Raw genomic sequence first — 15,003 nt, forward strand, 5'->3', positions numbered from 1 at the left:
AGCGCGCGCGCAGGTTTGCACCGCGGCACCACAGACCAAAAAAATCCACACGGGAGACAGACATGAAGTTGCGTCAATGGATGGGCGTCGCGTCGGCGGCACTCGCGCTGGGCCTGGCGGCTTGCGGCGGCGAATCCGATCAGGGTGGCAACAGCAACATCGCGAGGGTGCAGCGCATGGTCGTGTTCGGCGACAGCCTGAGCGACGCCGGCACCTACACGCCAGTCGCGCAGGCTGTGGGCGGCGGGAAGTTCACCACCAACCCTGGCCCGGTCTGGGCGGAAACCGTGGCCTCGCAAATGGGCGTCGCGCTCACGCCGGCCGTGATGGGCTACGCCAACCAGGTGCAGAGCTGCCCGAAACCCGGCTGCTTCGACTATGCACAGGGCGGCTCGCGCGTGACGGACCCGAACGGCATCGGCCACAACAACGGCGCTGGTGCGCTCACGTACCCGATCAAGCAGCAGCTGGCCAACTTCTACGCGGCCAGCAACAACACCTTCAACGGCAACAGCGACGTGGTGTTCGTCTTTGGCGGCAACAACGACATCTTCTACTGGGCCGCCGCCGTGGCGGCCAACCCGACCACCGTCACGCCCACCGTTGCCGCGGCGCAGGTGCAGCAGGCCGCCACGGAACTCGTCGGCTACATCAAAGACATGATCAGCAAGAACGCGACGCAACTGTACGTGTTCAACTTGCCCGACAGCAGCCTCACGCCGCAAGGTGTGGGTCAAGGCCCTGCGGCGCAGGCGCTGTTGCATACGCTGGTGGGCGTGTTCAACACGACGCTGCAGAACGGTCTGGCCGGCACGTCGGCACGCGTGATCGACTTCAACTCGCAACTGACTGCCGTGATCCAGAACGGCGCGATGTTCGGCTTCACCAACACAAGCACGCCGGCGTGCGATCCGAACAAGATGCCGGCGAGCGCGGCAGGCAGCTCGCTGTTCTGCTCGTCGAGCACGCTTGTGGCGACGGGGGCGGACCAGACCTACCTCTTTGCCGATGGCGTGCACCCGACCACCGGCGGCCATCGCCTGATTGCCAGCAACGTGCTGCAACGCCTGCTGGCCGACAACCTGGTGCACTGAGCGCACACCCCATGCCAAACGAAACGCCCGCGATTGCCGCGGGCGTTTTTTGTTGGGCGCAACACCGCGTGGACTACTTCACCAGCGCGGCGGCGAAGCGGTACACCGCATCGACATCGTTCAGGTCGAGCACAGCCACGCCCGCGGGCGGCTGCACGGCATCGCGCGCGTCGGTGGCGACGGCCACCACGCCGCCGATCTCGGGCCATAGCGGGGCGCGGCCGAGCGACGGGCGGAAGACCTCGATCTTCGGGAAGGTGCTGCGCTTGTAGCCTTCGACGATGACGAGGTCGGTTTCGGGCGCCAGTAGCGCCAGCACGTCCGCCAGCTCCGGCTCGTGCGCGTGGGTGTATTCGCGCATCAGCACGAGGCGCTCGCCGCCCACGAGCACCACTTCGGCGCTGCCGGCATCGCGCATCCGATACGAGTCCTTGCCCGGCGAATCGAGATCGAAGCCGTGATGCGTGTGCTTGATGGCCGCGACGCGGCGCCCGTCCTGCACGAAGCGCGCGATCAGCTGCTCGACCAGGGTGGTCTTGCCGCTGCCCGAGGTGCCGGTGATGCCCAGGAGTGCCGCGTGTGTCGTCATCGTTGTGCGCCTTGGTAGATCCATTGCAGCAGGGCATCGTGCGCGGCCTGGCCGGCGCCGGCGTTCGGGTGGTTGATCATGCTGACCACCACGAAGCGCTGGCCGCCTTCGCCTTCCACGTAGCCCGCGATGGCGCGCACGTCATTGAGCGTACCGGTCTTGATCTCGGCATTGCCAGCCACCCCCGCGCGCGCGAGGCGGTTGCGCATGGTGCCGTCGACGCCCACCACCGGCAGGGCATCGCGCAGGATGCCGCCGTTCGGATTGGCATCGGCCTGTTGCAGCAGGCGGCCCATGTTGCGCGCGCTGATGCGCTCGATGCGCGACAGGCCCGATCCGTTCTCGATCACGAGTTCGGGCATCGTCAGGTTCTGCCGCGCGAGCCAGCGCTGGATGACTTCGGTCGACTGCCGCACCGATGCGGGCTTGCGGCCGATCTCCGCGCCGATGGTGAGGAAGAGCTGGCGCGCCATCACGTTGTTCGAATACTTGTCGATGTCGTGCACCACTTCGGCCAGCGTGGGGCCGTAGTGCGTGGCCAGCAGCACGGCCTGGCGCGGTACCTTGCCTTCGCGCAGGCCGGGGGTGAAGCGCGTCGTGCCGCCGGCCTGCTGCCACAGCGCCAGGAAACCGCCCCAGATGAAATCGGCATGCGTGAGCGCCGCGAGGTTGTAGACGCGCTCCCCGCACGCGGCGGCATAGCGGCCGTCGAAGCTCGCGAGCACATGGCCATCGGGCTGCGTGCTGATGCTGGCGCCGGACAGGGTCTTCCAGTCGCCGCAGCCGCCGCGCGTGGCGCGCAGCCGGTTGTCGATCTGCAGTTGCGCCAGCGGCGGCGACACGTCGATGTTCACGGTGTGTGCGCCCGACCCGTCATCGCCCGCCGGCGTGAGCGTGAACGTCAGCGTCTTGAACGAATACAGCAGCGCATCGGGCGCGACGTTGTAGGCGCGCGCACTGTCGCCGTCGAGCGGCGGGGCTTCGGACAGGCCGTTCTCGAAGTACGTGCGATCGAGCACGATGTTGCCGGCCAGCTCGTCCACGCCGGCGCGGCGTATATCGGTCACCAGCTTGATGAGCTCTTCCGGAATCAGCTTCGGGTCGCCCTGTCCGCGCAGGTACAGATTGCCATTGAGCGTGCCGTTGACGGGGGCGCTGTCGGCGTACGCGGACGTCTTCCAGCGGAAGTTCGGTCCGAGCAGATCCAGCCCCGCAAAGGTGGTGAGCAGCTTCATGGTCGACGCCGGATTCATGCCGGTGTCGGCATTCCATTGCAGGATGGGTGTGTCGCTGCCGGTGCGGATAACGAACACGCTCACCGCATCGAGGGGGATGTGGGCGCGCGCAAACGCCAAGGCAACGTTGGCGGGAAGCCCGGCCGGGTTGTGCGCAGCTTGGCGTACCTGGGTCGCGGTGGGCCGCGGCGCAGCATGCGCGCCGTGCGGTTTCGGTTTCTTCGCGTGGGCCAGCGGCGCGGCGGCCACGGTAACGAGCATCGCGCAGGCGAGCACACGGCGCGACAGGAACAGCAAGCGGGTCGGACGAATTCGGGCCATCGGGGGGGGCGGGTTGGGGAGCGCAAGACACGTGTGCCAAGTGCAGACGCAGGCATGTTAACGCAGCAGCCCGACACTTCGGCCGACAAGCACGGGGCCCTTCACCGGCCAATTCGCGCACAACCGCCCAGCTGTGACGGTGGGCCCACCTCGCTCAGGCCTTGAGGCCGATGCGCTTGCGCATCTCCGACGTGACGGACTGGCGCGTGCCGGCGTAATCGGCCCAAGGGTCGTCCTTGAGCTTGGCCAGGCGGTCGGGCAGCGTACGCAGCGTCCACTGCGCAGAAGACTGCAGCGTCTGCAGTTCGTCATGCCGGATCGGCACCGACACCGGCAGCCCCGTGCGTGCGCGCACGGAATACGCCGCGACCGTGCTCGCCCCACGGTTGTTGCGCAGGTAATCGATGAAGATCTTCCCCACGCGGTTCCGCGGCCCCATCTTGGCGACGAAGCGGTCCGGAAAGGTCGCGGCCATGTGCTGGACCGCGGCCTGCGCAAAGCCTTTCAGCGCTTCCCAGCCGGCCGACTCCCGGCGCGTGAGCGGCACCACCACGTGCATGCCATGGCCGCCGCTGGTCTTCAGGAAGCCCTTCAGCCCGAGTTCGTCGAGCATCGCCAGCGTCAGCTGCGTGGCCTCGATGACGCGTGCAAACGGTAGGGCGGGGTCCGGGTCGATGTCGAAGACGATGCGGTCCGGCTGTTCGATGCGATCGGCGAGTGCGTTCCAGGTGTGCAGCTCCACCGTGCCCATCTGCACCGCGCCGACCAGCGCCTCCGCGCAGTTGATCGCCAGCAACGAGGGGTGCCCCGGGTCCAGCGACGCATCGAGCTGCGTGATGCCCTGCAGCTTGAGCGCCGCCGAATGCTTCTGGAAGAAGCGTTCGCCTTCGATGCCGTCGGGCGCGCGCACGAGCGACGTGGGCCGGTTGCGCAAGTGCGGCAGCATCCAGTCGGCGACGCTCGCGTAGTAGCGCGCCAGATCGGCCTTGGTGGTGCCGCTGGCCTTTTCGATGACGCGGTCCGGGTGCGTCACGTCGACGCCCGCGATGCGCTCCGCGCCCGCGCGGATCTTGCGTTCGGCGGGGCGCGTCTGGGCGGTGCTCACGGCGGGTTTCTCCTTGCGGCCGCCTGCACGGGGCGCTCTGGCGGTTTCGCGAACGATGCTGCGAGGCGGCTTGTCGTCACGCAGGCCCTGGAAGACGGCCTGCCGCACGATGCCCTCGCGCGTCCATTCGGCAAAGGCGACCTCGGCCACGCGCTCGGGCCTGACCCATTGCACGTCGCGTGCGTCGGAGCCGGTGGGTGGGTTCACAAACGGGGGCGTGTCGGTCGCCAGGCTGGTGAGTTCGTGATGGAGCGCGCGCAGGCTCGTCTCGTTGAAGCCGCTGCCCACGCGGCCCGCGTACTGGAGCTTGCCCGCGTTGTCGTACACGCCGAGCAGCAGTGCGCCGAAGCCGCTGCGGCTGCCCTTGGGCGCGCTGTAGCCGCCGATCACGAACTCCTGCCGCCGCCCGCACTTGAGCTTGATCCATGCAGGGCTGCGGCCCGAGCGATACGCCGCATCGGCGCGCTTGCCGATCACGCCTTCAAGCGACATGCTGCATGCCGAGGCGAGCAGGTCTTCCGGCGGCGCGTTGAAGGCGCCGGAGAACAGCACGGCCTCGCGGTCCAGGTCACCCGGCGCCGCGTCCAGGATGCGCTGCAGCAGCGCGCGCCGCTCGCGCAGGGGCACGTTGCGCAGGTCCATGCCGTTGCAGAACGGCAGGTCGAAGAGGTAATACGCGATGTGCTCGGCGTGCGACGTTTCGAACGCGTTCTGCAGCGACTGGAAGTCGGGCACGCCGCGCTCGCCCATCACCACGACCTCGCCATCGAGCCATGCCTCGCGCAGGCCCAGCGCGGGCAGAGTGCGCACCTGGCGCGGCAGCTTAGCCGTCCAGTCGCGTCCGTTGCGGCTGAACAGGCGGATGCTCTCGCCGTCGATGCGCGCGAGGATGCGGTAGCCGTCGAACTTGACCTCGTAGTCCCATTCGCCGTGCGCGGGCGGCGCATCGACCAGCGTGGCCAGCTGCGGCTCCAGCGTCTTCGGCAGCGCGGCCGGCACGGCGCCGGCGGGCGGCCGCACCGCGGTATCGGCAGGGGCTCCGGTGGCGGGCGTCCTGGCGGCACGCGCCTGCGGCGCCTCTTCGCCGACATGCCTGCCGCTGATGACGCTGCCGGGCAACGCGCGCGTGATGTCGTAGTCGGCCGCGGCGCGCACGTGGTCGTCATGTTCCTTGATCAGCAGCCACTGCTCCTTCGGCTGCCGGCCGGTGGCGCGCAGATGCGTGCGCACCAGCGCCCACGCGCCGTGCAGCTTTTCACCGTCCAGTTCGAACTTGAGCTTGCCCTCGCGATAGGCCTTGCGCGGATCGCCGTGCGGGCGCCACGTGCCGCGGTCCCACACGATCACGTCGCCGCCGCCGTACTGGCCTTCGGGGATGTGCCCTTCAAAGTCGGCGTAGTCGAGCGGATGGTCTTCGACATGCACCGCGAGGCGCTTGTCGTGCGGGTCGAGGCTCGGGCCCTTCGGTACGGCCCAGCTCTTGAGCGTGCCGTCGAGTTCGAGGCGGAAGTCGTAATGCAGCCGCCGCGCGTCGTGCTTCTGGATGACGAAGTGCAGCGCGCCGTCGTCGCCGCGTCTGCGTTGTTCGTCGGCCTTGCGGCGCGCGCCGGAGGGCTCCTGCGTGAGGGTGAAATCGCGTTTGCGGCGGTAGTCGGCGAGATGGCGTGGCATGGCGTCGGCTCCGGTCGTTCATGCGCGCTTGCGCGCGGCGGTCTTGCGTGCCGTCTTGGCGGCGGCCTTGCGCGGCGCACGCTTGCGCGGCGGCGCCTCGTCTTCCTCGGCTTCGGAAGCGGCCTTGCCCTTGCCGCGCCGCGCGAGGCTCTGGCGCAGCAGGTCGGTCAGGTCGATCACGTTGGTGGCAGCCGGTGCGTGCTCGGCCTCCATCGGCTCGACCGATTCGGTGCGGCCCTCGCGCACCTTGCGGTCGACCAGCGCGAGGATGTCGTCGCGGAACGTGTCGTGGTACTGCGTCGGATCCCAGGTGTCGCTCATGTCTTCGATGAGCTTTTCGGCCATCTCGATCTCCTTGGCCGTGAGCTTGGCGGCCTTGGCGCCTTCGGCCGGCAGGTCGAGTTCCGACCAGTCGCGCACCTCGGTGGACCAGCGCAGCGTGTGCAGCACGAGCACAGGCCCGAGCGGGATCAGCGCGGCCAGGTGCTGCTTGGTGTGCAGCACGACGTTGGCCACCCCGACCTTCTGCGAACGCACCATGGCCTCGCGCAGCAGCGCGTACACCTTTTCGCCGCGCCGGTCGGGCGCCAGGAAGTATGGCGTGTCGAGATAGAGGAACGGGATCTCGGTCGCGTCCACAAAGGCCAGCAGGTCGACGGTTTGCGTGGACACCGGGTTGGCGGCGCGGATGTCGTCGTCGGTGAGGAGGACGTAGCGATCCTTCTCGTAGGCGAAGCCGCGCACGATCTGCTCGCGCGGCACTTCCTTGCCGGTGGCCTTGTTGATGCGCTTGTAGCCGACGCGGTCCATGGTGCGGCGGTCGAGCCAGTCGAAGTCGAGATCGTCGCTGCGGGTGGCCGGATACAGCGCGACGGGAATGTGGACGAGGCCGAAGCTCACGGCGCCTTTCCAGATCACGCGAGGCATGGCGGGTCTCCAGGATGCGGGGGGGCACGGGCGGTGACGCAAGCGGCATACCCGCGCATCGGTCACCTTCGTGACGCGGGCGCCGCCCGGCCGGCCGTCATACGCTCTTGGGCGGCGCGCGGTAGCATGACGGCTTGGCGGCGCAACGGGTTGGCGCCGCGCGTATGTCTTCCAGCCGCTTCCATGTCTTCCGAACTTGTGCAACGCGCCGGCGTCGTCTCGCCACGCCGGCTCCCCCTGTCGGCCCGCGCGGCGACGATGGCTCTCTTTTTCGTCAACGGTGCAACGTTTGCGACGTGGGGGATCCACATTCCCACGGTCAAGGCGCGCTTCGGGTTGTCCGAGGCGTCGCTGTCGCTGGCGATGTTCATGGTGGCGGCAGGCGCCATCGTGGCGATGAAGTTCGCGGGCAGTTGGGCCGCGCGCATCGGCACGCGCCGCGCCAGCGTGCAGGCGGGCGTGGCCTTCGGTGTCATGACGGCGCTCATCATGCTGATGCCGACCTACCCGACGCTGCTGGCTGTGCTGCTGCTGTTCGGCATCACCAACGCGGGTTTCGACGTGGCCATGAACGCGCAGGCGGCTACGGTCGAGGCCAACCACCATAAGCCGATCATTTCGTCTCTGCACGGCATGTTCAGCCTGGGCGGCATGGCGGGTGCGGCGGCAGGCGGCGTGCTGCTCGAGCTTGGTGTGCCGCCGGCGGTGCATTGCGGCGGCATGGCGCTCGTCACCATGGCCACGGCGCTGTGCGCGGGGCCGTTCATGCTGCCCGATCACGTGCATGCCGAAGGCGAGCCGGCCCATCCCACCACGGGGCGCACGCTGTTCGTGCTCGGCCTGCTGGCCTTCTTCGGGCTGGTGGGCGAAGGCGCCATGTACGACTGGACGACCGTGTACATGCGCGAGATTGCGCAATCCCCCGAGGCCATTGCCAGCGCGGGTTATGCAGCGTTCTCGGGCGGCATGGCGCTTGCACGGTTCGGCGGGGATGTCGCCCGCGGCCACTGGGGCAACATGCGCGTGCTCCGTGCCAGCGGTGTGCTGGCCACGGCGGGTATCCTGCTGGCGCTGCTGTGGCCGGCGCCGGCGGCAGTGCTGGCGGGGTTCGGGCTGATGGGCGTGGGTGCGGCCAACATGGTGCCGATCTTCTTCATCACCGCATCGCGCCTGCCGGGTGTGCCGGCGGCCGAGGGCATTGCCGCCGTGGCGCGTTTTGCCTATGTCGGCCTGCTGGTCGGCCCGGTCATCATCGGGTTGATCGCGCACCGCTTGGACCTGCGCTGGGGCCTGTCGGTCGTGGCGCTGACCATGGCGCTGATTGCCGCGGCCGGCCCCCATGCGATCCGCCGGCCGGAACATCGTTAAACGGTGTGCATCGGCCCAAGAAACAGGCGATTCCTGTTCGTTGACTTTCCTGGGCGCTTGCCATAGCTTACGACGAGGAGAGGGGGTTTCCCGGCGCCGCCGCCATGGTCTGGCCGTGAGGTGGCATCGGGGTACGTTCAAAACGAGGCTGCACCACGTGATCAGCCCAAACGACCCATAGGAAAGGAGCTTCAGATGCCGTACAAACGTCTCACCCTCGTGGCAGCGGCTGCTGTCGTGGCAGCCATCGGAAGCATGGCCCACGCGCAGACCGACAAGAAGTTCGACCCCTACACCCAGGGCGCCAAGGCTGGCGACAAGTTCGATCCCTACACCCAAGGCGCCAAGGCGGGCGACAAGTTCGACCCATACAGCCAGGGCGCTAACAAGAACGACAGCACGGCCAGCGCGCTGAACCCGGGCGCACAGCCGGCCAACGTTGAAAAGGGCAAGTACGATACGTACACCCAGGGTGCCAAGGCGGGCGACAAGTTCGACCCGTACAGCCAGGGTGCCAAGGCCACCGACCCGTACACCGACGGCGCGAAGAAGTAAGCCGGTGTCCTCGACGTGCATGAAGACGCTGATGCATCACCCGATGCATCGGCGTTTTTCTTTGTGGGCGGCGGCGGTCCTCGCGTGTGTCGCGCTGCCCGTGCAGGCCGCCGGTCTGTGCACGGCGCCGTGGGTGCACGATGGCACCCGGCTGCGCCTGGACGGCAACGGCAAGACGCCGATGATCGTCGAGTTCACGCTGCACGACGTCAACCACGACATCCAGGATGGCTGCGAGATCGGCCTGCACATCTATGCCAAGTCGGGGCTCGTGGCGCTTGGCGGGCGGCCGGTCGAGACGGTACAGGATCACCAACTGCTCGTGGACGAAGCGGGCGTCGTCACCCGCGTGGTCAGCATCAACGGGCACGTCTTTGCGCAAAGCGAGCACGCCGACCTCGTGGGCACGGTGAGCACCGCCATCTCGGGCATGTTCCTCTACGGCGCCGGGCTTGCACCCGAGGCCGAGATGCTGCCCGGCGATACGTACGAGTCGAGCTTCGATTTCGACGTGGTATCGCCGCGGCTGGGCATTTCCGTGGGCCGCATGCGCGCCGCGCACGCCAGGGTGGAAGTGTCGGAGCGCCAGGTCGGGCCGGCGCAGCCGATGAACACGGTGGTCGGCATCCTGCAATGCCGGCCGATCCGCTACACCCGCACCGCCAGGCTGGGCGTGCTGCGGCTCGGCAACGAAACCATCGAGCCGGAACCGACCGTCGCGCATCTCACCGACTGGTACTGCCCCGAAGCCGGCGTGGTGATGCGGCAGGAGGTCGAGCAGCACGGCCAGACGCAGACCATCGATGTGGTCGATCTCCAGCGCTAGCGCGGGCCGCCGCGCGGTGGCCGCTGGATCCGGCGCTCGATGGGCCCGCCGAGCACCAGCAGCGCCAGCGCCAGCACGAAGCTGATTGCCACCAGCGCGTATTGCCCGCCGCCGCATGCCGCGCCCAGCATGGCGGCAAGCCAGATGGAGGCAGCGGTGGTCAGCCCTTGCACGCGTTCGTTGTGCGGGTGGTGGATGATGACGCCGGCGCCCAGGAAGCCCACGCCGGCCATCACGCCCTGGACGGTGCGCGTCACGCCGTCCGGGCCGAACCCGTTGGCGGAAAACGCCACCGCCAGGGCCGCGCCCAATGACACCAGCCCAAGCGTGCGCACGCCCGCCGACTTGCCATGCAGGCTACGGTTGGCCCCCAGCAGCGCACCCACCAGCAGTGCGGCGGCCATGCGGAGCGCCATGTCGTGGAGCGTCATGCCGCTTCCTGCTCAGGCCCGAACGACTCGACGCTGCCATCGAACCGATAAACGCGCGCCACGGTAAAAGGCGCGCCCGCCTCGGGCTGCGTGAACACGGCGATGTGGTCGACCGGCATGGCCGCCGGCAGCACCACCGGCGTGGCTTCCAGGGCGCGATAGCACGCAAGCTGTTCGGCGTGGCCCAGCTGGCCGGTCAGCGTGATGTGGAACGTGAACGTATCGAAGACGTACGGATACCCCCAGCGCTGCAGGTGGCGTTCCTGCGCCGCCGACAGGCCCACACGGCGGCGGCGTGCCAGTTCTGCGGGCGGGGGTGGGGCCCGGAACGCGTCGAACTCTCGCACGCAGGCGTCTGCGAGGGCATGCAGGGCGTCACGGGCCGGATCGCCATGGCGCAGGCGCCACGCCAGGAAGCCGCGCAACGTGTGCAGCGTGGGTGCAATCGTGAAGGGCTGCTGCTGCGCGGCAAACCGGCGCAGCGCCGCGTCGAGCTCATCCACGGTGTGCTCGGCGGCGAGGCGGAAGGGCGGCTTGAACGTCGCGTGCAGGCCGTACTGGCGCGGCGCGTCTGTCCAGCGGTCGAGCGTGGCGAGGTCGATGCCGGCGTCGCGGGCCAAGGGCTCGCGCAGGTGTGCTTCGATGACGGTATTGCTGCGCGCGCAGCGGCCAAGCCACCGGGTGCCGAGCGTGTACCAGGGTTCGGGCGGCAGCAGATAGAGTGCGTAGCGCCAGGCCGTGGGCAGGGGCGGCAGCGCTTGCATCGCGTTCAGCCGATCAGCGGCAGATGCCCCGCGGCGTGGCGCAGACGGCCGCCCACCACGGCGGCCACCACGCGCGGCAGGCCGGGGCGGCGGTCGTCCACGACGATGGCATCGGCGCGCATGCCTGTGGCGAGCGTCCCGCGGTCGGCCAGCCCTGCCGCTTCGGCGGGATGCGCGGCCACGAGCTTCCACGCCTGCGGCAGGCTTGCCACGCCACGCTCTGCCAGCTTGAAGGGCGCGGCCAGGAGCGCTGGGTAGTAGTAATCCGAGGCCAGCACGGTGCCCAGCCCCGCAGCCACCATGGCCGTGGCATCCGGCGCGCCGTTGTGGCTGCCGCCGCGCACCACGTTGGGCGCCCCGAACACGATGTGGCCCCCGTGTGCGCGCGCGGCGCGGGCGACGGCCTCGGTCAGCGGAAATTCGGTGACGGTGCATCCGTGCGCGTGGAACGCGTCGCGCGTGGCCACGTCGGGCTCGTCATGCGAGGCCATGCGGATGCCGCGCTCGCGGGCGGCCCGGGCCAGCGTGGCGGTCACCGTGTCCACCTTGCCGGCGTTGGCCGCCGCTGCATGGAACCGGACAAGGAACGTGTCGACGTCGCATTCGGCGCGGTCGGCGTACTGCCCGAGCTTGCGCGCGTCGCCCAGCTTGTTGCGCATGACGGGCAGGTGGTCGTTGAACGACAGGAAATGCACGCGCCCGGCCTCCATCCAGACCAGTGCGTCGGCCACGCCGTCGGCATGGTGCAGCTCGAAGCGCAGGTGCATCAGGTGCTGCGCGCCGAGGTGCGGGCGCATGGCGTCGAGCGTATCGAGCATGCGCAGCGCATAGCTGCGGCCGCGCAAGCCGCCTTCCCACGAATACGTGACGCCGTGGAACTCGGTGGTGATGCCGTTGGCCAGTAGTTGGCCGTCGACGTCGGCCAGGGCCGTTTCGTACGGGAAGGCCACGCCGGGGCGCGGCATGACGGCGCGTTCGAAGGCGTCCCCATGCACGTCGACGATGCCGGGCAGCACCAGCAGGTCGCCGCAGTCGATCATGCCGCGCGTCGGCTGGGCGTCACATGCGACGATCCGCCCGTCGCGGAATTGCACGGCCGCGTCCGCCAGGCCGTCGGCGAGGAGGGTGCGGCGCGAAACGAGGCCGGCCACGTGGCCGACAGAGGACGAAAACGATTGCATAGGGCCCACTTCGGTGTGCGCACTTGTTCGGTGTGGTGCCGGCATTGTGCCGCAACCGGCGTGCCGGCTGTCGGCGCCTCGGTCGTTTGTCCCACTCTGTAGTGGGGAGCCCCATCCGAACGCCTTAACTTTCCGGCTGCCTTGGTCGATATCTCAGAAAACAGCCCAGGCCATATGGACGCCACTTCCACCGAGCGGCCTGACCGTCCCGGACAGGATGCGACCGTCCCGGACGCCCCCAGGCCGCTGCCGCTCGCTGACGATCGTTACGAGGCACTCGTCCGGCAAATGCCGGATGCGCTGTACATCGTGGCGGACGACATCATCGTTTTCATCAACGAGGCGGGCGTTCGGCTGTTGGGTGGGCAGAGCGCGCGGGATATCGTCGGCCGCGAGCTCGATGAATTCGTCCACGATAACTCGGTGCAACTGGCCCGCCAGCGGCGCGTCTGGATGGTGGAACACGGCGCGGGTCTGCCGCCGGTGGAGCAGACGCTGCTGCGCTGCGATGGCACGCCGGTGGAGGTGGAGGTGCTCTCCGCCCCGGTGCAGCTTGGCTGGCGCACCGCCATCCAGGTCGTGGCGCGCGACATCACGCAGCGCAAGCAGGCCGAACAGGCGCTGCGCGAATCGGAAGCCAACTACCGCGCCCTGGCCGCGGAAACCGCGCGCGCCAAGGAACTGCTGCGGTGCGAGAAAACCGTGCTCGAACTGAGCTCGCGCAATGTTCCGCTGCCTGACCTGCTCGCCGAGGTATGCCGGCTGGTGGAAGGGCTGCTTGGCGACGGCGCCATGTGTTCCGTGCTGCTGTGCAGCGACGGCGAGCACGTTACGCAAGCCGTCGCGCCGTCGCTGCCGTCCGTGCTCTCGCAGGGGCTCGTGGGCTTGGCGATCGGCCCCGCGCACGGCTCCTGCGGCACCGCCATGTACCTCAACCGGCGCGTGGTGGTGGAGGACATCCTCGCCGATCCACTGTGGGACGACTACCGCGAGCTGGTGGTCCCGCTCGGCTTGCGCGCGTGCTGGTCCACGCCCATCCGCGGCGACAACGCGCAGATGATCGGCGCGATGGGCATCTATTACGACACGCCGCGCGCGCCGACGGCCGATGCGATGGGCCTGCTCGACGCCATCACCGACATCGTCGGCGTGGCGATTCAGAAGGCGCATATCGCGCGCGAGCTGCAGGAGAGCGAAGAGCGCTACCGCCTGGCCGTCGACAACCTGACCGAGGGCATCGTCGTGCAGGCGGCCGACGGCACCATCCTCGCGTGCAACCCGAGCGCGCGGCGCATCCTGCGCGCGGGCCCCGTCTCACCGGTGGGCACCAGCCATCTCGCGCTGATGCGGCGTTCGCTGCGCGAAGACGGCACCGAGATCCCGTTTGACGAGCGCCCCACGCGCGTGGTGCTCAACACCGGACGTCCGCTGCTGGGTCTGACCATCGGTCTCGAACTCGTGGACGGCGAGATCGTATGGGTGCACGAAAACGTGCTGCCGATCATCCGCCCCGGCGACGAGGCTCCATCGGCCGTGCTCATCTCGTTCAACGACATCGGGCCCGCGCGCGCCGCGCAGCAGCAGCTGACGTTCCTGGCGCAGCGCGATGCGCTCACCGGCCTGTACAACCGCGCGTTCTTCTCACAGCGCATGCAGGCCGTGATGGACCGGGCCGCGTCCGAGCACCGCCAGGTGGCCGTGCTGTTTCTCGACCTGGACGGCTTCAAGAAGGTCAACGACACGGCCGGCCATGAGGCCGGAGACCACCTGCTGCGCATCGTCGCGCAACGGCTGTCGGGCTGCGTGCGCGAGAGCGATACGCTGGCCCGCCTCGGCGGCGATGAATTCGTCGTGCTGCTCGACGACGTGCGCTCGCTCGGCGAGGCCGAGCGGCTGGCCAGGCGCATCGTCCGCGCGATCGCGCAGCCGTTTTCCACCGGCGGCATCGAGTACTACCTTGGCGCGTCGATCGGCATTGCGCTGTACCCCGAGCACGGCGCCGATGCCGCCACGCTGCTGCGCAGCGCCGATGCCGCCATGTACAACGCCAAGCAGAACGGGCGCAACCAGCACCGCGTGTACACCGCGCGCCTGTCGCAGCGTGCACAGCGGCGCTTCCAGCTCGAGCACCACCTGCGCCGCGCGCTCGGTGCGGGCGAGCTCTCGCTGCGCTTTCAGCCGATCGTCGACGCCACAGCGATGGACATCGTCGGCGCCGAGGTGCTGCTGCGCTGGCACAGTGCGGAACTCGGCGAGGTGTCGCCCGCGGAGTTCATTCCCGTGGCCGAAGACGCCGGGCTCATCAACGACATCGGCGCGTGGACGCTGGCACAGGCATGCCGCCAGGCTGCGCACTGGCGCGCCACCTGCATGCCGGAGTTCTTCGTGGCGGTGAACCTCTCGCCGCGCCAGTTCGGGGAGGGGCTGGTGCCGACCATCGCGCGTTGCCTGGACGAGGCCGGCCTGCCCGCCAGCGCGCTCGAGATGGAGATCACCGAGGGATTGCTCATGCGCGACACCGCCGCCGTGATGCCGATGCTCGATGCCCTGACGGCGCTGGGCGTGCGCATTTCCATCGACGATTTCGGCACGGGCTACTCCTCGCTGTCGTACCTGCAGCGCTTTCCGATCGACAACCTCAAGGTGGACCGGTCGTTCGTCTCGGGCATTCCGCGCCATCGCGATTCGGTCGTGATCTCGCGCGCGGTGGTGGCGATGGCCGCGTCGCTCGACATGAGCGTCACCGCCGAGGGCGTCGAGACGCTGGAGCAGGCGGAATTCCTGCAGGCCGCCGGCTGCGACAAGCTGCAGGGCTTCCTGTTCGGGCCGCCCATGACGGCCGAGGCCTACGAGGCGCGGCTGCGCCGGGGCCGCGCGGCACTCGCGTAATGCCTGCGTAAGCCCGGGCAGGTAGCGTCACTCAAGTGGGCGCCCGC

General features: G+C 68.9%; 12 protein-coding genes. 5 read left to right on the forward strand and 7 right to left on the reverse strand.

All coding sequences use genetic code 11. The features are described 5' to 3' along the window. Positions 1 to 62 precede the first annotated feature (62 nt). Positions 63 to 1,094 carry an SGNH/GDSL hydrolase family protein gene (locus A6M56_RS02300; protein WP_045786065.1) on the forward strand — a complete coding sequence of 344 codons (1,032 nt, stop codon included), beginning with the start codon at positions 63 to 65 and terminating at the stop codon, positions 1,092 to 1,094. A gap of 73 nt (positions 1,095 to 1,167) precedes the next feature. Here A6M56_RS02300 and mobB read toward each other — a convergent pair whose 3' ends face one another. The 4 genes from mobB to ku all read right to left on the reverse strand — a co-directional run bounded on the left by mobB (position 1,168) and on the right by ku (position 6,942). Next, on the reverse strand, positions 1,168 to 1,683 hold the full coding sequence (gene mobB, locus A6M56_RS02305) for a molybdopterin-guanine dinucleotide biosynthesis protein B (RefSeq protein WP_045786066.1): 516 nt from the start codon (positions 1,681 to 1,683) through the stop codon (positions 1,168 to 1,170). Next, positions 1,680 to 3,239: a D-alanyl-D-alanine carboxypeptidase/D-alanyl-D-alanine endopeptidase gene (gene dacB / locus A6M56_RS02310; RefSeq protein ID WP_286757713.1), complete on the reverse strand. Its 1,560-nt coding sequence runs from the start codon at positions 3,237 to 3,239 to the stop codon at positions 1,680 to 1,682. Before dacB ends, mobB begins: the two co-directional genes overlap by 4 nt. Positions 3,240 to 3,393: 154 nt before the next feature. Beyond that, entirely contained in the window at positions 3,394 to 6,015 is a 2,622-nt protein-coding gene (gene ligD / locus A6M56_RS02315; protein ID WP_286757715.1) for a DNA ligase D, read from the reverse strand. Between the two features lie 18 nt (positions 6,016 to 6,033). After that, a complete protein-coding gene (ku, locus tag A6M56_RS02320; protein ID WP_102080772.1) occupies positions 6,034 to 6,942 on the reverse strand; it encodes a non-homologous end joining protein Ku in 909 nt (302 codons plus the stop codon). 183 nt (positions 6,943 to 7,125) lie between these two features. On the opposite strand from ku, the gene A6M56_RS02325 reads away from it, so the two are divergent. The 3 genes from A6M56_RS02325 (at position 7,126) to A6M56_RS02335 (ending at position 9,691) form a co-directional block, all read left to right on the forward strand. Next, positions 7,126 to 8,310, forward strand: a complete 1,185-nt coding sequence (locus A6M56_RS02325) for an MFS transporter (RefSeq protein WP_102080773.1) — start codon at positions 7,126 to 7,128, stop codon at positions 8,308 to 8,310. 195 nt (positions 8,311 to 8,505) lie between these two features. Then, positions 8,506 to 8,865 (forward strand): hypothetical protein, encoded by a 360-nt coding sequence (locus A6M56_RS02330; protein WP_045786071.1) that lies wholly within the window; start codon positions 8,506 to 8,508, stop codon positions 8,863 to 8,865. A 19-nt stretch (positions 8,866 to 8,884) separates the two neighbouring features. Then, entirely contained in the window at positions 8,885 to 9,691 is an 807-nt protein-coding gene (locus A6M56_RS02335) for a hypothetical protein (RefSeq protein ID WP_045786072.1), read from the forward strand. On the opposite strand, the gene A6M56_RS02340 is transcribed toward A6M56_RS02335, so the two are convergent. From A6M56_RS02340 to A6M56_RS02350, 3 genes are read right to left on the reverse strand one after another with little or no spacing between them, the layout of a single operon-like run. Continuing rightward, positions 9,688 to 10,122, reverse strand: coding sequence for an MgtC/SapB family protein (locus A6M56_RS02340; RefSeq protein ID WP_045786073.1), 435 nt, complete (start codon positions 10,120 to 10,122; stop codon positions 9,688 to 9,690). The genes A6M56_RS02335 and A6M56_RS02340 overlap by 4 nt on opposite strands. Next, positions 10,119 to 10,886, reverse strand: a complete 768-nt coding sequence (locus tag A6M56_RS02345; RefSeq protein WP_045786074.1) for a DUF1045 domain-containing protein — start codon at positions 10,884 to 10,886, stop codon at positions 10,119 to 10,121. Before A6M56_RS02345 ends, A6M56_RS02340 begins: the two co-directional genes overlap by 4 nt. A 5-nt stretch (positions 10,887 to 10,891) precedes the next feature. Beyond that, on the reverse strand, positions 10,892 to 12,067 hold the full coding sequence (locus A6M56_RS02350) for an alpha-D-ribose 1-methylphosphonate 5-triphosphate diphosphatase (RefSeq protein ID WP_102080774.1): 1,176 nt from the start codon (positions 12,065 to 12,067) through the stop codon (positions 10,892 to 10,894). Positions 12,068 to 12,241: 174 nt separating this feature from the next. On the opposite strand from A6M56_RS02350, the gene A6M56_RS02355 reads away from it, so the two are divergent. Beyond that, a complete protein-coding gene (locus A6M56_RS02355) occupies positions 12,242 to 14,956 on the forward strand; it encodes a sensor domain-containing protein (RefSeq protein WP_045786076.1) in 2,715 nt (904 codons plus the stop codon). Positions 14,957 to 15,003: the final 47 nt, after the last annotated feature.

The organism is Ralstonia sp. RL, from assembly GCF_001683835.1.
Lineage (GTDB): Bacteria > Pseudomonadota > Gammaproteobacteria > Burkholderiales > Burkholderiaceae > Ralstonia > Ralstonia mannitolilytica.